Below are 22695 nucleotides of genomic sequence, written 5' to 3'. Positions count from 1 at the left end.
CCCAAATATATGGCTATTAATGATAGTCGCGCGGGTAGTCCTTTTCTAATGATTGCTATTTGTCGTTTCAATCCCATGCTGTTTTAAAATCAATGAGGTGAGCAGTTTTGATGCGGGACCTTGTTGGTCTCTATCTGGGATCACTAGGCTGAGCATGATGCGACGTTTTTGGTTACCCGATAAATGTAAACGCACTAAATAACCTGAGCTTAATTCCGTTTGGATTAAGAAAGAAGGGATCCAACAGAAACCAATACCTTGATTCAAAATTACTTTTGCCTCATGAAAATTAGACACTGTCCAACGCTGCTCCGCCTTCAGCCAGCCGATATCGGCATTAGATTGTACGCCAGTATCTTTTATGACTAACTGTAAATGCTGCGCCAGTAGCTTATCGTCTTCGATTATGCCTAAATCAGCCAGAGGATGGCTTGGATGACAAACAAGAAAGAGTTCCTGTTCACATAACGGTTCAGATAAATATCCCTTTGGTGGGGTTCCTGCACAGATAGCAATATCGACCTTATTTTGCAAAATATGCTCTTGGGTGCCAGTGATTACTGAGTCCAGCATGATAATACGGGTACCGCGGCTATCGGGAAGAAAAGCATTGAGGGCACAAACCAAGGATTCCATCGGATAAATAATTTCGCGGGCGATAGTCAGAGTAGGCTCCCAGCCTTGTTCGAGGTTACTGGCGAGCTGCTCTAATTCACTAACCGCTTGGGTGACGTGCCGTGAGCGACGCAGTAATACTTCGCCCTGTTGTGTGAGATAGGCTTTACGGCCTTTGACTTCGAGCAAGTCAATCCCAAGCTGATGCTGTAACTTGGCAACGGCATGGTTCAGGGACGATTGACTTTTATTAAGTTTTTCGGCCGCTTGGGCATAACCACCAAAATCGACGACCGCTTGCAAAATACGCCATTGCTCTAAGGTGGATTTAGCTCGAGTCATTATTATTATCTCAAAAATGATAGATTGCGGCTCATAGTGGCCAGTTGTTACTATTTTTCAATTAAATCTGTATCAAAGATATTGTGTGTTCTCTGCTTTTATCGTTGTCGCGCTAAGTTATAGAGGACATCAGTTTATGTGTTTGATGGAATACCTATTGATTTACTCAGTCTCTGATAGTTGAGATATGCGTTGAATTAACGATGCACTATCGACCGGAACACCGATAGTGGCAGTCAATTGTTCGCTAAAGCTAAGTGACGCTTCATTGATTATTAACGTATTGAATAAACCAAGCTTGTCTGGGTTGTTTAATGTGGTTTGATAAATCAGCTGCGCTAACGATGTTTGCCAAAGGGATTGATAGTGAAGTGGACCTTCGTTGGCGATAGCATTAAAACTATATTGATAATCCTCCCTATGCGGCCACTCCTGCCCAAAGCTGGCATTGAACTCTGCATCAAGATTAGGATAAATTTGTGCATCTTGGCGCTGATAAAAGTTAACCGCTACCTTAGCACGAAAGACCTTGAGCTGTTTGGCATACGCTTTCGCGAGTATTTCGCGTTCATGTAGATAGGTCTGTTCAAATTGCGGGAAGACTTGTTGGCGTAATGTTTCAGCTAGCCAGAGGCTAGCTACAAAATGGCTATCTTGGCTTTGTCCCATCGCATTGTTGAGGTAAAAATGGCTAGATCTGGCTAACGATGTTACTGCTTCTGCTATGGCTTCACTTAACTGTTCAATGTCTTTGTAGTTACTGAGCTTTGGCTTGAGATCTAATGCTTGCTGGCCAAATTGCTGTCCTAGCACGCTTTGACGCAGTGTTTGATGATGGATCTGCTGCGATTGAGCGTGATAAGCCACGTAAATTTCACCTAACAATCTTTGCTGGTGGTAAACCCTCACCGTATACGGCTGATTAAGATTATCTTCAGTATGTGTGGTTGCTATGGTTTCAAACTGTAAACCAAAGTTTTGCAGGTAGGTAAAAATTTGGTTTAATAATTCAGCCGTTTGTAATGTTGGACCTTTGACCAAAGCCTGCTGCGATAGGTTTCGTCCAATATCCCAAGGCGCAATGTTTAAATTTTGAGTTTGGCTATCGAGAAACGCTTTAACCGATTCAGGGGATGATAACTGCTGGGTACTAAGCACTAAATCCGTGTAATCGTTAAATCCTCTTGTGACTGCGGCATTTTGGCGTTGCTGCGCAATTCGCTGTAATGCCAACTGATTCGTTTCTTTTGCTCTTGCTTGATAAGCCTGCCACACATTCTGTCGACATGTTGCGTTTTCTTGTGTGAGCAAATAACTGGCAATAGTGTTTGAAAATTTTGTATTTTTAGCTTCGCTATTTTGATTATCTTCTTCACTAAGCACACTATTTTTTGCTTGGGTCGCTTCTGGCTCACATTGATTGTTATTGAAGGCAAGATTAAATTGTTGACTGCTTAAGCCTTGACCAACACTGGCCTGAGCGGTATAAAGCTTGGCTTTATCTTCTGCAGGCCAATGTTGTTGCAGCAATAGTGTTAGCTGTTGACTCAATAAGACTTGTTCCGCATTACCTTGAGCTAAAGCTTGGCTAAGCTGGCTAAATTCGGCTTGATTGAGTAACTGCGATAAGGTGTCAGCAAGATGTAACTGACATTGCAGTAAACCTTGACGTTCTGCACTTGGCAAATCAAAACGACGGTAATAGTTGAGCCTATCGTTGATGTTATTGAGGCCTATTGTCTGTTGCTCAAAAATCAGCGCTTGCTGAGCTAAGGTGGCTTCAGGTGTATTTGAACGTGTATTAGCAAACGCCGCTCCAAGCTCAATACTGGGCAAACGTAAACATTGCTCGACTAAGAGCGGCACAGGGCTTGGCGCCGCATAAGCAACGTCCAAGCTATAAAGGCTTAAACTAAATAAGCTAATCAGTAAAGTGGGCTTTAATATAGGCGACATGTTTTGCAACTATTATAGAGTGAGCTGACATGGCATCAACATGCTTGGCTTAAGCATAACGCGCCCCCTTTGTGACAACTTAGATTTAGCCCAGTAAATCTTGATTAGGTTGATTCTTCACTGCGATAATAGTGGCGCGTTTTGGCGCAGAATAGCCTTCAACGGTTTTAGTCATATCGGTTGGGTCAAGATATTCAACCAGCGACTCGTTGGGCATCCAGTCGGTACGACGTTGCTCTTCAAGGGCCGTGATATCGGTATCAACACAGCGTATATCGGTGAAGTCACATTTTTTTAACCACAGCATTAGCGCCGCAACGGATGGAATAAACCATACATTATTCATTTTGCCATATCTATCTTCAGGTACGAGTACCGCATTTTCGTCGCCATCGATAACTAACGTTTCTAATACTAGTTCACCACCGGTACGTAACTGATCGCGCAGCTGTAACAAGTGATCGATAGGTGAACGCCTATGATATAAAACACCCATCGAGAAAACCGTGTCGAATGCATCAAGCGGGGGCAACTCTTCAATACCAAGGGGCAACAAGTGCACAGGATGATGTGTGCCTGCTAAGCGTTTTACAGCTTCAAATTGACATAAAAACAACGGTGAAGGATCAATGCCCACCACGCGTTTGGCACCTGCACCCAACATGCGCCACATGTGATAACCACTACCGCAGCCAACATCAAGCACAGTACGATTTTTTAGCGGTGAAATATGCTGTTTAACGCGATCCCATTTCCAGTCGCTGCGCCATTCGGTATCAATATGGATACCGTGAATGTGGAAGGGTCCTTTACGCCATGGCATAAATAGACGCAGTAGATTCTCTAGTTTCTCTTTTTCACCTGGGCTTAATTGCTCGCCGCTACCTATGGTCACGCTATCAATAAAATCCACTTGGTCTGGCACAGGATAGTGCAGTTTATTCAGCACTTTTTCCCACTTTGGTAAGTTGCCGTGCTTATGTTCCCGCTGCCACTTGCCTAAAATACTCGGTAAGGTTTCAAGCCAGTGTTGTAGATTTGAATCGGCGATTTGTTGGTAAAACGAGCTAAAGCTGATCACTTGATGGCCACCATGGAAGTAAAATTAAAGCATTGAAACCAGAGACTAAAGTGACTGAATCCTTGGTCGGTTAGACGTTGTTGATGTGTGGTTAATGTGTCGGGCTTCATCACATTTTCCAGCGCACTACGCTTCTGGCTGATCTCAAGTTCGCTGTAACCGTTGGCGCGTTTAAAGTCTAAATGTTGCTCTTCAAGTAAGGTTTGAATAGAAGCATCATCAAAGCGGATTTTTTCAGATAGCACTAATATTCCGCCAGGGTTTAACCCTTGGTAAATTTTAGCGATCAGCGTTTCTCTGTCTTCTGGTGGTAAAAATTGCAACGTAAAGTTCAGTACCACCAGTGACGCATTTTGGATATCGATATCGCGAATATCACCACAAACCAGGTCAACCTCTGTATCGCTGACATAGGCATTTAGGTTCTCTTGGCAGCGCGCCACCATTGATTCGCTGTTATCTACGGCAATAATGCGACATTGGCGGCCTTGGATTTGACGACGAATACTTAACGTCGCCGCGCCTAATGAGCAACCTAAATCGTAAATTTGCGTATTGGGCTTGACGAAACGATCTGCAAAATCGCCTATGGTATTAATAATTTGCGTATATCCAGGCACAGAGCGGAGGATCATGTCACTGAACACACCCGCCACGCGGTTATCAAACTGGAAATCGCTAATATTGTCGCTCGCTTGAGCGTAGATAGTGTCTTGAGAAACGGTCATCTGAGATTTTTCATGGGAATTCGACCTGTCATTTTAACGAATCCTATTGATTAGCAGCAAGTCTCATCTAGTAATTTGCGCTAATTTTTTGTCTAATACGCTACTTATAACAAAACCGTTACATGTACCTTACGTACTAAGGGTTCAACTTGAAGTTTTTGATCCATTTAATTGTGATCTTGTGTAGCGGTTTTTTTTGCACTATGGGGCAAGCGAGTTCGCTGCCCACTGAGCCGTTAGTGATCGTTATGGGTGAGGATAGCTTTCCCTATCAATATGTTGATAACGATGGTGAGCCAACGGGGCTGCTGGTCGATTTATGGAAAGAGTGGGCCAAACAAACTCAGACTCATGTGGTTTTTGTGGCGCGCCACTGGCACGAGTCCCTTGAACAGCTGAGGCAACATAAAGCGCAAGTGCATATCGGCATGGGTAAAACTCAAGAGCGAGCGCAAGAGTTTGACTTTGCTGAGCCTCTCGCTGATGTGGGCACCTTTTTGTATTTGCATAAATCCTTACAGGGTAAAAAATCGATTAAAGAACTGATCCCCTTTCAAGTTGGCATCGTGGTGGCTTCGTCCCATGACGTGGAATTACATCGTATCGAACCTCAGCTAGTGTTTAAACGCTACGAAAGCCGTGAGGCGTTACTGGCGGGTGTAGCTGCAGGCGAGATTATGGTGTTTGCCGGCTTAGAAGGTTATTTGAAAGATCCGGCTTCATCGCAAGTGATTGGCGCAAATTTTCCTAATACTATGCGTATTCAAATTAAAACGATGCAGTTGGCTCCCGCAGTAACTAAGGGAAATACAGCATTAGTTAATAAAATTAATACGGGGTTTGCTTTACTCAAAGCCGATTTTATCCAACAAACGGAGCGACGTTGGCTTGGCTTTCAACGTCAGCAATCTGGATTAGTTATTTCTATGCAGCAAGGCGTTGAACCCTTTGTCGATATTGGCGCAGATGGTTTACCCCATGGCTTGTATGTGGATATGTGGCAGTTGTGGTCTGAAAAAACAGGTATTGCGATTGATTTTATGTCCGGTGATATGAACTCCAGTGTCGACGATGTCCGCCGTGGTCTAGCCGATGCGCATATTGGCTACCCTGAGAGTGATGATTTAAAAACAGGCCTTAAGCGTGCTTGGCACTTATATAGCTTAAAGAGTCGTTTGTTTCTGTATCAACAGCAGTTAACCGATTTAAACAGTTTAAAAGGGAAACGTATTGGCGTGGTGCCGACTGCGCCTTATCTGGTGGAACTTCGTAAAGCTTTACCTGAGGTTTCACTGCGTTATTACGATAGTATGGATGCCATGGTGACTGGCGCACGCGCGGGGGATATTGTCGGTTTTGTTGCCGCAGGGGCATGGACATCCCACTACTTGTTACTCAATAAAAGCTGGACTGATTTTTATCAGTATCAAGGGCTAGAATTTGCTACCGATGTCTATGTGCTAACCCGTAGTGATGATCCTGGGCTTACCGAGCGGATCGCCAATGGTTTTAATAGTATCAGTCCCCAAGAGTTTGCCAATATTGAACAAAAATGGATGCTTAATCCAAAAGATCATATTTTTACTCAGGCGGAGCCCCATGTCAGTTTAAGTGTTTCCGAGAAGGCCTATGTCGATGGTTTAGGGGAGTTAAAGGTAGGTTATCTTAAGCAATGGCCACCGATGGAGTTTATGGATCCGCAAGGACAATTTTCTGGGATCAATAGCGATGTGGTTAATTTGCTCAAAGATCAACTCAATCTTAAAGTTACCGCAGTGGCATTTAACGATTGGCACTCACTTATCAAGGCATTACAGAAAGGCGAAGTCAATTTAGCTGGCAGTGTTGCTAAAACGGCGGATAGGCAGCAACGCTTAATGTTCAGCGAGGCTTACTGGCCATCACCGTGGGCCTTAGTGTCACAATTAGAACAAGTTTCGCTATTTAATATTGCACAACTAGCAGGCCAAAGGGTGGCTGTGATTGAAGGCTATCATTTAGTCGCCCAACTGATGAGTCTAGAGCCATCGCTAAAGTTGGTGCTTGTCCCTAATACACAGGCTGGGCTCGCTGCGGTGGCTAACGGTAATGCCGATGTATTTATTGATAAAGTAGTGATATTGGCCTCTAATCTTAAAACAGGGCAATATCCAACACTGAAAATGTCGTTACTGAGTGATTTAGCCGATCAGCACAGCCATATTGGCGTTCATCCTCAGTTTGCGCCATTAGTACCACTGATTAATAAAACCCTGGCTTTGATTAATGCTCAAAAGCAGCAACGCATTTATGCCCGTTGGGTGTCATTTTCTGTTGCGACGGATAACAACCAATATCAACAGTGGATAAATTATATTGTGCTTGGTGGTATAGCCTTGTGCTTAGTGATGGCGGCGGTATTGTTAGTCAATCGCCGCTTAAATCTTGAGATAGCCCAGCGTTTAATCGCCGAAAAACGCTTACAGCATATAGCGAACCATGACGCTTTAACTCAGTTACCTAACCGCGCCTTACTCGATGATAGATTAGCCCAAGCATTATTGTCACATCAGCGCGAACAAGCACATTTCGCATTGTTATTCATTGATATAGATAATTTTAAACAAATCAATGATCAATATGGCCATCCCATTGGTGATGAATTACTTGTATGGATAGCTAAAAAGTTTAGCAAGGTTATCCGTGGTTCAGACACCGTCGCGCGATTTGGCGGCGATGAGTTTGTTATCCTGCTAAATCGTGTGCAAGATCTCGATGCTGTAACCCAAGTTGCTGATAATATTCTACAGGCATTGTCGAACCCTTTGATTATTCAAGGCGTCAGTGTCAGCATAGCGGTTAGTATTGGGGTGGTGGTTTATCCTCGAGATGGCGACACCGCGATAAGTTTGTTGAAAAAAGCCGATCAGCGAATGTACCAAGCAAAAAGTGATGGTGGACGTTGTTATCGCTTAGCTTGATGTTTTTTTGAACGCTCATGCGCCGATAGTACACTCGGCTCTAGTCAAGGGCGTAAAACTGTTTGATACTTCACCGCCTAAGTGTGAAGTACTTTGGTAATCGGCATTATTTTACTATAATGCCGCTTTTATCTCGTTTTGATTATTTCCAAAGCACCGGTTTCCGGATAAAGGATAGAGTTAGATGCGCAGTCATTATTGTGGGGACGTCAATAAGTCTCACGTTGGACAAGAAGTTACCTTGGTAGGTTGGGTTAATCGTAGCCGTGATTTGGGTGGCGTTGTCTTTTTAGATTTAAGAGACAGAGAAGGTCTGATCCAAGTGGTCTATGATCCAGACTTACCTGAGGTATTCAATGTCGCCAGCACGCTGCGCGCCGAATTTTGCGTTCAGGTTAAAGGCCTTGTTCGCGCTCGCCCCGATAGCCAAGTTAATGGTCAAATGAAGACGGGTGAGATTGAAGTCTTAGGCCAAGCCTTGACGATCATCAATGCTGCTGATCCACTGCCATTGAGCATGGATAACTACCAGAACAACAGCGAAGAGCAACGTCTTAAGTACCGTTACTTAGATTTACGTCGCCCAGAAATGGCGCAACGGTTAATTTTTCGCGCTAAAGTGACCAGTTCTGTGCGTCGTTTCCTCGACTCAAACGGTTTCTTAGACATAGAAACGCCAATCCTGACCAAGGCAACCCCAGAAGGTGCCCGCGATTATTTAGTACCAAGCCGTACTTATAAAGGTCAGTTCTTTGCCTTGCCACAATCGCCACAGCTGTTTAAACAGTTGCTGATGATGTCAGGCTTTGATCGTTACTATCAAATCGTAAAATGCTTCCGTGATGAAGACTTACGTGCCGACCGTCAGCCAGAATTCACCCAAATCGATATCGAAACGTCTTTCATGAGCTCTGAGCAAGTGATGGCGAAAACCGAAGAGATGATGCGCGGTCTGTTCCTTGAAATGCTGAATGTCGATCTGGGCGAGTTCCCGCGCATGACCTACAACGAAGCGATGCGTCGTTTCGGTTCAGATAAGCCAGATTTACGTAACCCATTAGAGCTGGTGGACATTGCCGATTTACTCAAAGAAGTCGAATTTGCGGTATTCTCTGGTCCTGCTAACGACGAAGAAGGCCGTGTTGCTGCACTGCGTATTCCAGGCGGCGCTGCACTGTCTCGTAAGCAAATAGATGATTACACTAAGTTTGTTGGCATCTATGGTGCTAAAGGCTTAGCGTGGATGAAGATTAATGACCTAAGCCTTGGCTTAGAGGGCATTCAATCACCTGTGCTGAAATTCTTAAACGAAAGCATAGTCAATGAAATCGTCAGCCGCACTGGCGCGCAAACCGGTGACATTATTCTGTTTGGTGCTGACCAAGCGACTGTGGTTGCCGAATCTATGGGCGCACTGCGCCTTAAAGTGGGCGAAGATTTCAACTTATTACAAGGCGAATGGCGTCCACTGTGGGTGGTTGACTTCCCTATGTTTGAGAAAATCAACGGCAGCTTCCATGCAGTTCACCATCCGTTCACCGCACCGCGCGGCGTAACGGCGGCAGAACTTGAAGCCAACCCCGCTAATCGCGTTTCTGATGCCTACGATATGGTGTTAAACGGCTGCGAATTAGGTGGTGGTTCGGTGCGTATTCATAACCAAGAAATGCAGTCTGCGGTATTCCGTATTTTGGGTATTGGTGATGATGAAGCTAAAGAGAAGTTCGGCTTCCTGTTAGAAGCGCTGCGTTACGGCACACCGCCACATGCTGGTTTAGCATTTGGTTTAGACCGCATCATTATGTTGATGACGGGTGCAAGCTCAATTCGTGATGTGATGGCGTTCCCGAAAACCACCACAGCAGCTTGTCCGCTGACCAATGCACCAGGGTTTGCCAATCCGCAGCAGTTAGCTGAACTTGGCATTGCCGTGGTTGAGAAAGCCGTTAAAACGGAAGACTGATTTTTGGGAAGAGGGCTCTAATAAGTCGACTCTGGTAAGTTGTCTTTGATTAGTCCTCTTTTATCAGTCGTATCGTAAACCGAGGCATAAGCCTCGGTTTATTTTAGTAACATGTCATTTCATCGCTTATCAATATTTTTTAGTTCAATCCTTTAGGTAAATAGCCGTTATTCAATCCGATTACACCTTGAGCTATAAATAATCGGCTATAGATAAGCTGTGCGATGATATAGCCAAACTAGAGGAGACTTCCCATGGCAGGTCACAGTAAATGGGCCAATATTAAGCACCGTAAGGCAGCTCAAGATGCTAAGCGCGGTAAACTCTTTACTAAATTTATTCGTGAATTAACCGTAGCAGCCCGTGAAGGCGGTTCAGATCCCGATTCAAATCCACGATTACGTGTCGCCATTGATAAAGCCCTCGGTGGCAATATGACCCGCGATACGGTTGAGCGCGCGATTAAGCGCGGCGCCGGTGAATTAGAAGGTCAGCAACTCGAAACCATTCTCTATGAAGGCTATGGCCCTGGCGGCACGGCTGTAATGGTTGAAACGATGACGGATAATCGTAATCGTACCGTGAGCGGCGTACGTAATGCGTTTACTAAATCGGGGGGCAATTTAGGCACCGATGGTTCGGTTGCTTATTTGTTCACTAAGCGTGGGGTTTTATCCTATGCGCCGGGTACCGATGAAGATACCTTGATGGAAGCGGCGCTTGAAGCGGGCGCAGAAGATATTGTCAGCTATGATGATGGCGCAATCGATGTATTCACCTCTCCCATTGATTTTTATACGGTGAAAGAGGCACTTGATAAAGCGGGCTTTGTGGCCGATAACGCCGAAATCGCAATGATAGCAGCAACCAAAGCAGAGCTTGATCTCGACACCGCTGAAAAGTTTATACGTCTTATCGATACCCTTGAAGATCATGACGATGTGCAAGAGGTGTATCATAATGCGGAAATCTCCGATGAGGTCATGGCAAACCTAGGCTAGATAGTTGGTGAGCTGGATAGCATAGCAATTTTGGCCAAGTCCGGCTCACAAACACTAACATAGGGTTCGAGATCAAAATTCAGATCGCATATAAGGCATGTAATGGCAATTATTTTAGGTGTCGACCCTGGCTCACGGATCACCGGCTATGGCGTGATCCAATGTGTGGGGCGACAGCAGATTTACCTCGGCAGTGGTTGTATTCGCACTTCGTCCGAAGAGCTTCCTGGCAGGCTCAAACAAATATTTGATGGCATCACTGAAATTATTCGTCAGTATCAGCCAGATGAATTTGCGATTGAACGGGTATTTATGGCAAAAAATGCCGATTCTGCGCTCAAGCTTGGTCAAGCACGCGGGGCGGCCATCGTTGCCGCTACTGTGGCGAATTTACCGGTTGCAGAATACAGCGCGACTCAAATAAAAAGCGCAGTCGTTGGCACGGGCCGGGCACAAAAAGCCCAAGTACAACATATGATCCAACAACTACTTAAATTACCTGCAGCCCCACAAGCTGACGCTGCAGATGCACTCGGTGTTGCAGTGTGTCACTATCACACCAACCAGAGCTTAATAGCATTAAGCGGCCGGGCAACGGCAAGAACATACGGACGGTACAAATGATAGGTCGTTTACGGGGCGTTTTAGTTGAGAAACAAGCGCCAGAAGTGTTGATTGATGTTAATGGTGTCGGTTACGAGTTGCAGATGCCGCTTACCAGCTTTTACGAGCTGCCTGAGATTAACCATGAAACCATGGTTTACACCCACTTTGTGGTGCGTGAAGATGCGCAGTTACTCTATGGTTTTATCACTAAGCAGGAAAGAGCGTTATTTCGCTTACTGATCAAGACCAATGGTGTGGGTCCTAAACTCGCGCTAACCATATTATCTGGCATGACCGCCGGAGAATTTGTCGGTTGTGTAGAGCGTGACGATATTGTCACCTTAGTGAAATTACCCGGCGTAGGTAAAAAAACCGCCGAGCGTTTATTGGTAGAAATGCGCGATAAGCTCAAGAGTTTAATGGCAGCTTCTGCAGGTTCAGAGCGTGAATTTGTGTTGCAATCCAATTATTCGCCAGCACCAACGGTTAATAGTGCCGAAGAAGACGCTATTTCAGCCTTGATTTCATTAGGTTATAAACCACCGCAAGCGAGTAAGTCCGTTTCTGCAGCCTATAAAGCAGGCATGGATTCAGAAACGCTGATTAAAGCAGCCCTTAAGTCGATGCTTTAATTGAATAATGATGATAATTAAGATGAAAGCTTCGATAAGGAATAATAATGATTGAGGCAGACAGACTTATCCAGCCGCAGATCCAAGTACAAGATGAGTCCATTGACAGGGCAATGCGCCCTAAAATGCTCGATGAGTACACGGGTCAAGATGACACTCGGGCGCAGCTTAAGGTGTTTATTCAAGCGGCAAAGAATCGTAATGAAGCCTTAGATCACATGTTGATTTACGGCCCGCCAGGATTAGGTAAAACCACCTTGGCTATGATTGTCGCCAATGAGATGGGCGTAAACATTAAATCGACATCTGGACCCGTGCTTGAAAAAGCCGGTGATCTGGCCGCACTTCTGACCAATCTTGAATCCGGTGATGTGTTATTCATCGATGAAATTCACCGATTAAGCCCTGTGGTTGAAGAGATATTGTATCCGGCAATGGAAGATTATCAGCTGGATATCATGATAGGTGAAGGCCCAGCAGCGCGTTCTATTAAACTCGATTTACCGCCATTTACTTTAGTGGGCGCGACAACACGGGCAGGGGCGTTAACCTCACCATTGAGGGCGCGTTTTGGGATCCCACTACGGCTTGAGTTCTATAACATCAAAGATTTAAGCACAATCGTCACCCGCTCAGCGCAGGTAATGGAATTAGATATTGATGCTGAGGGCGCATTTGAAATCGCCCGTCGCTCACGTGGAACACCGCGCATAGCCAACCGACTGCTTCGCCGCGTGCGGGATTATGCGCAAGTGAAGCATGATGGCGCAGTTACCAAGTTTGTGGCCGAGCACGCTTTAGACTTGCTAGATGTAGACTGCGAAGGTTTTGATTATATGGACCGCAAACTACTGTTGGCAATTATCGATAAGTTTATGGGCGGCCCTGTGGGGCTGGATAACTTAGCCGCTGCTATTGGTGAAGAGCGTGAAACCATTGAAGATGTGCTGGAACCTTTCTTAATCCAGCAGGGATTTATCCAGCGCACCCCACGCGGCCGTATTGCTACCGCGCGGGCATATCAGCATTTTGAATTGATTAAACCCGAATAAGAGTTAGCTTAATGTATTGAAAAAAGGTGACACTGTGTGTCGCCTTTTTTTATTGTTAAATTTACGTATTTTGGAATATCAGCAGATTATTTTGTGCAGAAATTTATATTAATAATACCCAAATAATTAAAGTTAAAGATCTTACCTGTATCTCTTTTATTATTTTTAATCGAATCCTAAATGTAACGCCAGCACTTATTTTTAGCTGATTAGTTCGACGGTGGCAGAGTGATTATTAACTTAATTATGTTAATTTCAATTTGCCCATAGTAAATTACAAGCTTGTAATAAATGTATCTATTTTTGTTGTTGGTTTAATTAAATGACCGAGATGTCTTTTTTATTTTCTACAGATTATGAGTGAACAATTAACCATCAAAAGAAACGAATGGGCTTGTTCCGTGATTGAATGCGAAATAGTTTGTATTAAAATTGTTTCATTTTCATTTAGACGACTATGTAGGTGCATAAGTAACGATGATTTTATTCACTGAATTTTGACTGATATGTTGATTTATCAAGCAGAGATTGACTTTGAGCGTGTTCTTCAATCAGTGTTGAATTAAATAGGTATGCAATTTTAGTCAACATTACTCGGTACAATACTTGTTATCTATTTTTACTTATTCAAAAATGTGTGACTTATATCACATTTTTTAATGATATCGATGTTGCAGGTATGTTTCTTGTTAACAGTTTTAATCACTATTAAGTTGGTGATTACTGGAGTTATAAACTGCAAAAAATGAACTTATTAAATCAATAAAAAAATATAGCTATAGCTGTTAACTTTTATGCAACTAATGGTTAACCATTTGTGTTTTTAAGTTAATTTATTGGGCGTTGACGGAGTCAAAGTGAATCTTCAGTATCGTGTGCAACACTAGTACAGCAATTGTTGTACAAGCTGTAAGCATAAAAATAATAGTTAGATCTTAGGGAGCATTCATACATGATCAAAAGAACCAAAGTAGCGTCAGCTATTAACTTAGCTATCGTTGCATCTATCACTACAGGTGCATTTGTTACATCAAGCGCATTTGCTGCTGAAGAAACCGCAAAAGTTGAGCGTATTGAAGTAACAGGTTCACGTATTCAACGCCAAGACATGGAAACAGCTTCTCCTGTGACTGTTATCGATGCAGCAGCGATTAAAGCAGAAGGTTTTACTTCGGTAGACCAAATGCTGCAAGTACAAACGTCTATGGCGGGTGCCGCTGTGGGTTCAACGACAAACAATGGTGCAGATGGCGTTGCGCAGGTTGACTTACGTGGTATGGGTGCACAGCGCACGCTTGTATTACTGAATGGCCGTCGTATGGTGAACTCAGGATCAGGCGCCGATAGCTCTGTCGATTTAAACTCTATTCCTGTCGCTATGATTGCCCGCGTTGAAATATTAAAAGATGGTGCATCAGCGGTTTATGGTTCAGATGCGATTGCGGGTGTCGTCAACATTATTACCAAAAAAGACTTCGAAGGCTTCCAGTTCGATGTTAATGGCAGCGGCACAGATAAAGGTGACGGCGAAAACGGTGATGTAAGTGCACTGTATGGTTTCAATACTGATGGTGGTAATTATACTTTTGGTGCTGCCTATGCTGACCGCCGTGGTGTGATTCAAGGTGATCGTAATTGGACTGCACCTGGTGCAAGCTCATTTATTCCTACTGGTACTTTAGGTGGTAAAGTTCAAGACGCCAATGGTAACTGGGTCGCACGAACAACAGGTTATGATTTCACTCAAGATAGTTTTTATCAAACACCAAGTGAACGTCGTAGTTTATTCGCTAATATGACACAAGAGCTTGGTAATGATGTCGTATTAACTGCGGATGCTATATATACAAATCGTCGCTCTAACCAACAGTTAGCTCCTCAACCTGGTGATATCATGCTAAATGTTTGTGGTGCTGCGGGGGTGCCTGCAGGGGCATCATGCGTAACACTTGATAGCGCGATGATTGCCGGTGGCATTAAAGCTGATGATAAGGGTTTAGTTAACTATCGTCGTCGTACTAACGATGTTGGACCACGTGTTTACACTCAAGATATTGATACTTGGCGTTTATCTGGTGGTTTAGCTGGTACTGTAGATGTCCACACTGGTATGAACTGGGATCTTACTTATACTTTTGGTAAAAACAAAGCTAACACTTCTGTTGGTAATTCTATTAATGCATCAGATATGGCTGACTCCATTTACGCTAATCCAAATGCATGGTTTAGTGGTGTGCCGCTAACTGAGCAAATGGTCAATGATATTAGTTATTCTGAAGATGCAAATGGTGGTAACGAACAACAAACACTATCAGCGGGCTTAAATGGAGAGTTATTTGATTTAAGTGCTGGAGCTGTGGGTTTTGCAATTGGTGCAGAATATCGTCGTGAAAGTGGTTTTTACAATCCAGATCCAGTAGTTGTTGCGGGTGAAAGTACTTCAGCACAACAAGATCCAACAGACGGTAACTATAACGTTATCTCTATTTTCCAAGAAGTTAGCGTACCCTTTACTGAGAAGTTAACCGGTGAGTTTGCACTACGTTTAGATGATTATTCTACTTTCGGTAAAGCGACCACCTGGAAGATTGGTTTAACTTATGCTGCAACGGATGATCTAATGCTCCGTACTGTTGCTGCTACAGGGTTCCGAGCTCCAAGTGTAAGTGAGCTTTATGGTGGTAACTCAGGTTCATACGATTACTTAGACGATCCATGGGGTAATGCTCCAGATCCACAAATTTTAGTAAATCGTACTTCTGATCCAGATTTACAGCCTGAAGAGTCTGAGTCTTATACTGCTGGTCTAGTATACTCACCAAACTATATTGAGGGCATGTCAGTAACATTGGATTACTGGCGTTTTAAAGTTGATAACGCGATTGCGCGTATGGACACTCAGGCTGGTTTAAACGCTTGTCATAAATTTCAAACAACTGGTAGTAGTACAGATGCAGCATCATGTGAGATATTTAACATTGGCGCTAATGGCGATTTAAATAACTTAACCAATGCTTTAACTAACGTAGGTACTCAAGACACTAGTGGTGTTGATTTCAACTTAGCTTATGGCTTCGAGTTAATAGGTCTAGATTGGAAAGTGAATAACGATACAACTTACTTAGTTAACTTTGAACAGGATGGCGAGGATTACACTGGCACTATCGATGGTAACTTCGGTGCATATGCCCGCGTTCGTAACAACTTTAGTCTTTCTGCTGGTAGAGATGATTGGAGTGTAATGTACTTCAACCGCTTTATTGGTGAGATGACTGATTTAGCAGAAGGTACAGATGTTGATTCGATTTTATACCACAATATTTCAGGAACATATCACATCAACGATATGACGACTGTTAGTTTAGGTATTAAAAACTTTACTGATGAAGACCCTGTTGCAGTTTCAAACGGTAGCGACGGCGGTACAGTACCACAAGTTTACGACACAATCGGTCGTACTATTTATGGTGGTGTAACCGTTAAGTTCTAATTAGAGTTAATTCTGTTATGACTCATAAAAAGCGCCGAAAGGCGCTTTTTTTATGGGATTATTTTCATTAAAAACTAAGTGAAATAAACCGATGATATCGGCATTTGGTGTAGATAGAACAAAGGTAATCTTGTTACATATCACACTTTACTTATAACTGAACTGAATGATGTGATTAACACTAGAGTCAGAGATAAACGCATGCTAATATAAATGATATCGATTCTCGTTTGGGCTTTTAGGGATGAGTAAAATACTGTTGGTCGATGATGATCACCTGATAAGAGGGTGGTTAACTGAAGCACTGTGTGTGCAAGGACATGAGGTGGAATGTGCGGTAAATGGTATTGACGGATTGGCTAAAATAGCCAGCTTTGCACCTGATATCATTATGTTAGATTTAGTCATGCCACAAATGAACGGTTTTGAGCTGCTCAGAGCGCGCGAGTGTGTCACACCTGTTATTATGATTTCAGCCACTGATAGCGAAGAAAATAGAATAACTGGTTACGAACTTGGAGCTGATGACTTTTTAGCCAAACCTTTTAGTATCAAAGAATTGCTAGTGAGATTGCATGCGCTTGAGCGGCGTCTATACGCAACACCACTACGCCAACCCAAAGTGACTGCAATAGGAATGCTGCCAGTTGACTTTGACGATGCTGCCTATCGCATCACAATAGGTATGAACAGTGTTGATTTAACCCAAACTGAGTTTAGGTTATTTAAATATCTTTTTGAAAGAAAAGGCCAAGTGATCACCAAGCAAGAGTTACAACGCTCAGTGTTGCAGAAGGATTTAGGACGTTTTGATCGCAATCTCGATATGCACATTAGCAACACTCGCCGTAAATTAGCCAATATTAGCTTGCCGCGTAACTTAATTAATACCGTGCGAGGTCAAGGTTATAGCTTCATGGCTTAACATCATTTGACGCTTAGTGAGCGGCTAAAATTTGTGAATTTTAAGGTTGAAAGTGGGTTAATAAAAGTGCGCCTAAAACCGTATTGATTGAATTTTTTGGCTTTCATTTTCCCCTTGGGATGTTTTGGTTTATCCTATCGGCCATATAATAAAATATGCCGTGTGCTATCAGTCTCGTAGCATTAATTGCCCTTAGCGTTAACAACCTGTTAGGAATCATTATGCGGATCAGTGCCAACTTTGATGGCGGAAATATCCAAGTCGTCAATCTTGATAATAAAGACGATATTCAACTTGCTATCCGTCCAGACGCGGGCTGCGAGTTTTATCAATGGTTTAATTTTCGATTTGAAGGTGAAGTGGGTAACCATTACACTTTAAATATCATTAATGCCGGAACGGCTTCCTATACCAAGGGATGGGAAGACTATCAGGCAGTCGCAAGCTACGACCGCCTGCATTGGTTTCGTATTCCAACCCAGTATCAAGATGGCAAACTGAGCATGAGCATAGAGCTGGATTGCGATGCGATTCAAATTGCTTACTTTGCACCATACAGCTATGAACGCCACCTAGATTTTCTCAGCAGTGCCCAGTTACACCCTGATGTCAATTTAGAACATTTAGGCCTGACCTTAGATGGTCGCGATATTACGTTAATGAAAGTGGGTAATGGCGATACTTCTAAGCGAAATATCTGGATCACTGCCAGACAACATCCGGGCGAAACCATGGCAGAATGGTTAGTCGAAGGTTTAGTGAATCGTTTACTCGATAATGATTGCCCAACGGCAAAGGCGCTGCTCGATAAAGCCAATTTCTATATTGTGCCAAACATGAATCCCGATGGCAGTGTTAGAGGTCATCTGCGCACTAATGCCATTGGTGTCAATCTCAACCGTGAATGGCAAACCCCGAGTTTAGAGAAGAGTCCTGAGGTGTACCACGTCGTCAACAAGATGCAACAAACGGGCGTAGACTTATTTTACGATGTACATGGTGATGAAGGCCTGCCTTATGTATTTTTGGCGGGTTGTGAGGGCGTGCCTGCTTACAACGATAAATTGGCGCAGCTGCAAGCGGATTTCAGTCAAGCATTGACCTTAGCCAGTGCCGATTTCCAAACTCAGTTTGGCTATGACAAAGACGAGCCAGGCAAAGCTAATTTAACCGTTGCATCGAATTGGGTCGCACAGACCTTCGAGTGTTTATCCAATACCCTTGAAATGCCTTTTAAAGACAATAACAATCTGGCGGATCCTTTTGTGGGTTGGTCGCCAGAACGCAGTATTTATCTAGGTGAAGCATCGCTTATCGCTATGCTTGCCGTTGTTGATAGATTGCGTTAGGTCGAGGTAGATATGGCATTAATTGAATGTCCAGTGTGTCGCAAGCGTATGTCGAGCAAGGCGACATCATGTCCTTATTGCCAAGCGAGCACTAATGGTGATAACGGATCCTTATCGCGCATTAGTCATATTCAAAAGTCCAGCAGCCTAATGAATCAAAGTTTCGTTGCTATGACCTTGTTTATTGCTGGGGTGGTAATTTGGTTTTGGGGTGGAGAGCCTGCCGAAGGTATGCGGGCGAATATCGCTGGAATATGTTTTGTGTTTGGCTTTGTAGGCTATCTCATTACACGAGTCAGAATTGTGTTACATAAGCGGAAAAGTGTATGACAGATATTAATCAAGTGATCGAGCAAATGCCCATTGAAGTCTATGAAAGGCTTCGCAGTGCGGCTGAATTAGGTAAGTGGGAAGATGGTACTGTGTTAAGTGAAACGCAGCGTGAATCGACCCTACAGGTAGTGATGTTGTATCAAGCCCGTAAGCTTGAACAAACGGAGCATTTCACCATCGCACCCGATGGTAAAATTAATGAGCTGTCTAAAGCTGAGCTACAAAAGCAGTTCCGCGGTGAACCGATTGCCGAGTTTAAAGCACAGGATTTATAAATGGCTCTGACTTCAAAAACGGTTTATGTTTTATAAGAAGTTAGATAAAGATTAAGATCACTGTTTGATTGACGTTTATATTGAATTGATATCAAATAACTTCAATATAAATAACGTCTGGTAAATTGAACTATAATAAGTGCTTTTTGACAGTCATATAATTTGAATTAACATTTTAAAAGCCCATTAAACATGGGCTTTTTTTGTTTATAGCAATTAATAATATGATTATGGTCAAAGACATTTCTTCAAAGAGAGTGTCTTTAATCTATGCTCAATTCACCGACTAAATTTTGCAGCATGGCTGCTTTTATCTCTGCTGGTTTTAAATTTTTAGATAGCAAATAATGCAGTTTTGCTAATGCTGCTTCTATGGTCATATCGGCACCACTAATCACGCCTGCTTGAGCTAGCGCATTGCCGGTAGCGTAGCCGCCCATGTTCACTTTGCCTTGGAAACATTGGGTGAGATTAACCAAGACAATGCCACGCTCATCTGCTTGCTTTAGGGTGTTGAGTAAGCCAGCATCTTGCGGCGCATTGCCAACACCAAATGTCAGCAATATTAGGGCTTTAACTGGCTGTTGCAGGATGTTCTCAAAAATCTGTGTTGAAATGCCAGGATATAAAGTGACCACGCCGATAGGTTGCGGACTGATGTTTGATACTTCTAATGGGGTCTCGTTTGCGACGGTTATCTTGCCTGCACGCAAATTAATTTTAATTCCCGCTTCGAGCAATAGCGGAAAATTAGGTGAGGCGAAGGCATCAAAGCCATCGGCGTGGGCCTTAGTCGAGCGATTACCCCTAAAGAGTTTATTATTGAAAAACAAACACACTTCAGCAACCGGGTAGTTCGCTGCAATATAGAGTGAGTTCAATAGATTTATTTGCCCATCTGAACGCAGCTGCGCTAGAGGTATTTGTGAACCGGTTACTATCACAGGCTTTGATAAGCCTTGCAGCATAAATGACAGCGCCGAAGCCGTATACGCCATAGTATCAGTGCCATGGAGGATTACAAAGCCATCATACTTATGGTAATTAGCTTGTATATCGTTGGCAATCATCTGCCAATCGGTCGGCGCCATATTGGAAGAATCGATAAGTGGATTGTATTCGTGGATTACGAATGCCGGCATTTCTTCATGGTAAAACTCAGGCATTGATTGCACGCACTGAGTTAAAAATCCCGCCACAGGAACGAAGCCGTTATCGGTTTTTTGCATACCTATGGTGCCGCCCGTATAGGCAACATAAATGGAGCGTTTAGTCATTATTATCATTTTCTTAGCTTCAAGTGGGTGAATTATACGATTTTATGCGTATAAACCCAATAAAAAAGCCCGAAGGTTCGGGCTTTGTATTTATGATCTGTTTGATGCTGCGTGCAGTAACACAGACTGACAGATTTAGTTCATCAAGTTGCAATTATCACAATAGATGTAAACATTGTTTGGATCATCGAACGAAGTGAGCGTTTTCAAACTACTGCTCCACTGCTGTAGCATGTGTTCTAACACCGATGATTGACTCAGTGAGGCTGGCAGGTAGCTTGATACTGAAGCGAGCATCTGTTGCATAAACATTTGCTCAGGAGTCAGCTCTTGTTCAATGAGACGGGTATCAAATAACGACATATTAGCCAATTTAGCCGCTTTAGCAATTGCGGCATCCATATCGCCCAGTTCATCGACTAAACCAAGCTCAAGGGCTTTCTTACCACTCCAAACGCGGCCCTGGGCAATCTTATCGACTTGTTCTATGGTCATTTTACGTTCTTTGGCGACTAGCGAGATAAAGTCTAAATAACCACGTTCTATATGGCGTTGAATAATCGCTTCAACTTGGGGTGAAAGCGCGCGAGTGACAGATAACCCTGCCCACTCTGATGTTGATACACCATCGGTATGCACGCCTAAGCTGGCAAGTGAATCTTCAAAGGTGGCAATCATACCAAAGATACCAATGGATCCCGTGAGCGTCGTCGGCGTAGCAAAGATATAATCCGCACTGGCTGAAATCCAGTAACCGCCTGAGGCCGCTAAGCTCCCCATACTAACAACCACAGGTTTGCCAGCGGCTTTTAACGCTAACAGTTCTTGCCGGATTTGCTCTGATGCAAACGCGCTACCGCCAGGGCTATCAACGCGCAATACTAAGGCTTTAACATGCTTATCAAAACGTGCCTTACGGAGTAGCTCGGCAGTGCTTTCACCGCCAATTTGCCCAGCAGGTTGAATCCCGTTCAGAATTGTACCACTGGCGACAATAATGCCAACGCTATCTTGCTCAACAAAGCTTGGTAATGGCGTGACTAAGGTTAAGTAATCATAAAAACTTACTTGCTTGAAACTGTCGCCTTTTTTAGCTTTACCAACGGCTTCTAGCATGGTTTTACGAAAATCTTCCGTAGTCGCTAAGCCATCAACCCATTTCATGTTGATAGCCATCGTCGCTGAATCACCATTGGCTTTATCTAACTCCGCTAAATAAGTGCTGGCGTCGGGTACCAGTGAATTAGGGTCTATGTTGCGATTACCCGCTACCGTTTGTGTATAGCTTTGCCATACATCGGCTAATAGTGCACTGCTGGCTTCTCGCGCTGCATCTGACATATCGTCACGTATGTAGGGTTCAACGGCGGATTTAAAGGTTCCTACGCGGAAAATATGCGCGTTAACTTTGAGTTTATCTAAGGCTGATTTGAAGTATTGGTTGTACATACTCAGACCATCAAGTGATACACCGCCTTGGGGGTTGAGATAAATATTATCGGCAAAGCTTGCGAGGAAATATTGGTTTTGTTCGTAGTAATTGCCTATAGCGACGACTTTTTTACCACTTTCCTTAAAGCGAGTGAGTGCATCACCTATAGATTGCAGCTTGCTGATCCCCGCGCGTTTAAGATCGGCAAGGTCAAGTACGAGCGTGCTAATCCTTTTGTCCTGTGCTGCATTGTCAATCACATAAAGCACATCGGCTAGCAGAATTTCGCCATCTGTATCCGCATTTTTTCCTTGTTTAAATGCCGCCTCTAAGGGATCGACCTGTTGTTTCTGATCAACAATAGTACCGGCCAGGTTGAGCACTAATGCCGAGTTATCTTCAACTTGGATATCTTCACTGCTGCCAATGGCAATAATGATGGCAGCTAAGAGACCAAAAAAGATTAAATTGAGGATGAGTTTACGAGTCCCGTTCAGGGTGTGCCAAATAAATAAACATATTCTTTTGAAAAACGATGGGTTAGCGGACATTTGCCACTCCTTTATAAGTCCAATCTGTTTATGCTAACTGAAAATAGCGCGACAGGCTAAACACAATTGTAAAGGATTTTGACTCGAGGGTTTTACACAACGGTTGAGCTTAGATTTGACTCAAGGT

17 protein-coding genes are annotated in these 22695 nt (G+C 43.6%); 11 read left to right on the top strand and 6 right to left on the bottom strand.

Features of this window, described 5'->3' with window-relative positions:
- Positions 1–45: 45 nt before the first annotated feature.
- From L2717_RS07030 to cmoA, 4 genes are all read right to left on the bottom strand, one after another.
- On the bottom strand, positions 46–957 hold the full coding sequence (locus tag L2717_RS07030; RefSeq protein ID WP_220773602.1) for a LysR family transcriptional regulator: 912 nt from the start codon (positions 955–957) through the stop codon (positions 46–48).
- A 162-nt stretch (positions 958–1119) separates the two neighbouring features.
- Positions 1120–2904, bottom strand: a complete 1785-nt coding sequence (locus tag L2717_RS07025; protein WP_220773610.1) for a M3 family metallopeptidase — start codon at positions 2902–2904, stop codon at positions 1120–1122.
- Between the two features lie 94 nt (positions 2905–2998).
- A complete protein-coding gene (gene cmoB / locus L2717_RS07020) occupies positions 2999–3994 on the bottom strand; it encodes a tRNA 5-methoxyuridine(34)/uridine 5-oxyacetic acid(34) synthase CmoB (protein ID WP_220773601.1) in 996 nt (331 codons plus the stop codon).
- Positions 3991–4722 (bottom strand): carboxy-S-adenosyl-L-methionine synthase CmoA, encoded by a 732-nt coding sequence (gene cmoA / locus L2717_RS07015; RefSeq protein ID WP_220773600.1) that lies wholly within the window; start codon positions 4720–4722, stop codon positions 3991–3993. The genes cmoB and cmoA overlap by 4 nt, the downstream gene beginning before the upstream one ends.
- A gap of 149 nt (positions 4723–4871) precedes the next feature.
- On the opposite strand from cmoA, the gene L2717_RS07010 reads away from it, so the two are divergent.
- From L2717_RS07010 to L2717_RS06960, 11 genes are all read left to right on the top strand, one after another.
- Positions 4872–7682: a transporter substrate-binding domain-containing protein gene (locus L2717_RS07010; protein WP_220773599.1), complete on the top strand. Its 2811-nt coding sequence runs from the start codon at positions 4872–4874 to the stop codon at positions 7680–7682.
- Positions 7683–7866: 184 nt separating this feature from the next.
- Entirely contained in the window at positions 7867–9645 is a 1779-nt protein-coding gene (gene aspS, locus L2717_RS07005; protein ID WP_220773598.1) for an aspartate--tRNA ligase, read from the top strand.
- Positions 9646–9899: 254 nt separating this feature from the next.
- Positions 9900–10646: a YebC/PmpR family DNA-binding transcriptional regulator gene (locus L2717_RS07000; protein WP_220773597.1), complete on the top strand. Its 747-nt coding sequence runs from the start codon at positions 9900–9902 to the stop codon at positions 10644–10646.
- Positions 10647–10748: 102 nt separating this feature from the next.
- Complete coding sequence (ruvC, locus tag L2717_RS06995) at positions 10749–11270, top strand: crossover junction endodeoxyribonuclease RuvC (protein WP_220773596.1); 522 nt, start codon at positions 10749–10751, stop codon at positions 11268–11270.
- The gene (gene ruvA / locus L2717_RS06990) at positions 11267–11884 is read left to right on the top strand and encodes a Holliday junction branch migration protein RuvA (protein ID WP_076500402.1); all 618 of its coding nucleotides are present in this window, start codon (positions 11267–11269) and stop codon (positions 11882–11884) included. The genes ruvC and ruvA overlap by 4 nt, the downstream gene beginning before the upstream one ends.
- Before the next feature lie 47 nt (positions 11885–11931).
- Entirely contained in the window at positions 11932–12936 is a 1005-nt protein-coding gene (gene ruvB, locus L2717_RS06985) for a Holliday junction branch migration DNA helicase RuvB (RefSeq protein WP_220773595.1), read from the top strand.
- A 952-nt stretch (positions 12937–13888) separates the two neighbouring features.
- Positions 13889–16426, top strand: coding sequence for a TonB-dependent receptor plug domain-containing protein (locus L2717_RS06980; RefSeq protein WP_248938014.1), 2538 nt, complete (start codon positions 13889–13891; stop codon positions 16424–16426).
- Between the two features lie 244 nt (positions 16427–16670).
- Complete coding sequence (ssoR, locus tag L2717_RS06975) at positions 16671–17351, top strand: response regulator transcription factor SsoR (RefSeq protein ID WP_220775082.1); 681 nt, start codon at positions 16671–16673, stop codon at positions 17349–17351.
- Between the two features lie 221 nt (positions 17352–17572).
- Entirely contained in the window at positions 17573–18700 is a 1128-nt protein-coding gene (locus tag L2717_RS06970) for a M14 family metallopeptidase (protein ID WP_220775083.1), read from the top strand.
- Positions 18701–18712: 12 nt separating this feature from the next.
- A complete protein-coding gene (locus tag L2717_RS06965; RefSeq protein WP_220775084.1) occupies positions 18713–19030 on the top strand; it encodes a zinc ribbon domain-containing protein in 318 nt (105 codons plus the stop codon).
- Positions 19027–19308: a YeaC family protein gene (locus tag L2717_RS06960; protein WP_076500414.1), complete on the top strand. Its 282-nt coding sequence runs from the start codon at positions 19027–19029 to the stop codon at positions 19306–19308. Before L2717_RS06965 ends, L2717_RS06960 begins: the two co-directional genes overlap by 4 nt.
- A gap of 263 nt (positions 19309–19571) precedes the next feature.
- Here the strand turns inward: L2717_RS06960 and ansA are convergent, their stop codons facing one another.
- Both ansA and sppA read right to left on the bottom strand, forming a co-directional pair.
- On the bottom strand, positions 19572–20585 hold the full coding sequence (ansA, locus tag L2717_RS06955; RefSeq protein WP_220774845.1) for an asparaginase: 1014 nt from the start codon (positions 20583–20585) through the stop codon (positions 19572–19574).
- 135 nt (positions 20586–20720) lie between these two features.
- A complete protein-coding gene (sppA, locus tag L2717_RS06950) occupies positions 20721–22568 on the bottom strand; it encodes a signal peptide peptidase SppA (RefSeq protein ID WP_220774846.1) in 1848 nt (615 codons plus the stop codon).
- Between the last annotated feature and the right edge of the window lie 127 nt (positions 22569–22695).

It is taken from the genome of Shewanella glacialipiscicola (assembly GCF_023283485.1).
GTDB lineage: Bacteria > Pseudomonadota > Gammaproteobacteria > Enterobacterales > Shewanellaceae > Shewanella > Shewanella glacialipiscicola.
Note: the sequence above shows the minus strand (reverse complement) of the source record. Positions and strands in the feature narration are given on the sequence as shown.

What these genes read in the sequence shown, in the direction of transcription:
- L2717_RS06965 (WP_220775084.1), top strand. Translation starts at nt 18,713, where the DNA reads ATGGCATTAATTGAATGTCCAGTGTGTCGCAAGCGTATGTCGAGCAAG.
- ruvC (WP_220773596.1), top strand. Translation starts at nt 10,749, where the DNA reads ATGGCAATTATTTTAGGTGTCGACCCTGGCTCACGGATCACCGGCTAT.
- ruvB (WP_220773595.1), top strand. Translation starts at nt 11,932, where the DNA reads ATGATTGAGGCAGACAGACTTATCCAGCCGCAGATCCAAGTACAAGAT.
- ruvA (WP_076500402.1), top strand. Translation starts at nt 11,267, where the DNA reads ATGATAGGTCGTTTACGGGGCGTTTTAGTTGAGAAACAAGCGCCAGAA.
- L2717_RS06970 (WP_220775083.1), top strand. Translation starts at nt 17,573, where the DNA reads ATGCGGATCAGTGCCAACTTTGATGGCGGAAATATCCAAGTCGTCAAT.
- L2717_RS06980 (WP_248938014.1), top strand. Translation starts at nt 13,889, where the DNA reads ATGATCAAAAGAACCAAAGTAGCGTCAGCTATTAACTTAGCTATCGTT.
- ansA (WP_220774845.1), bottom strand. Translation starts at nt 20,585, where the DNA reads ATGACTAAACGCTCCATTTATGTTGCCTATACGGGCGGCACCATAGGT.
- L2717_RS06960 (WP_076500414.1), top strand. Translation starts at nt 19,027, where the DNA reads ATGACAGATATTAATCAAGTGATCGAGCAAATGCCCATTGAAGTCTAT.
- cmoA (WP_220773600.1), bottom strand. Translation starts at nt 4,722, where the DNA reads ATGACCGTTTCTCAAGACACTATCTACGCTCAAGCGAGCGACAATATT.
- L2717_RS07030 (WP_220773602.1), bottom strand. Translation starts at nt 957, where the DNA reads ATGACTCGAGCTAAATCCACCTTAGAGCAATGGCGTATTTTGCAAGCG.
- aspS (WP_220773598.1), top strand. Translation starts at nt 7,867, where the DNA reads ATGCGCAGTCATTATTGTGGGGACGTCAATAAGTCTCACGTTGGACAA.
- L2717_RS07000 (WP_220773597.1), top strand. Translation starts at nt 9,900, where the DNA reads ATGGCAGGTCACAGTAAATGGGCCAATATTAAGCACCGTAAGGCAGCT.
- ssoR (WP_220775082.1), top strand. Translation starts at nt 16,671, where the DNA reads ATGAGTAAAATACTGTTGGTCGATGATGATCACCTGATAAGAGGGTGG.
- sppA (WP_220774846.1), bottom strand. Translation starts at nt 22,568, where the DNA reads ATGTCCGCTAACCCATCGTTTTTCAAAAGAATATGTTTATTTATTTGG.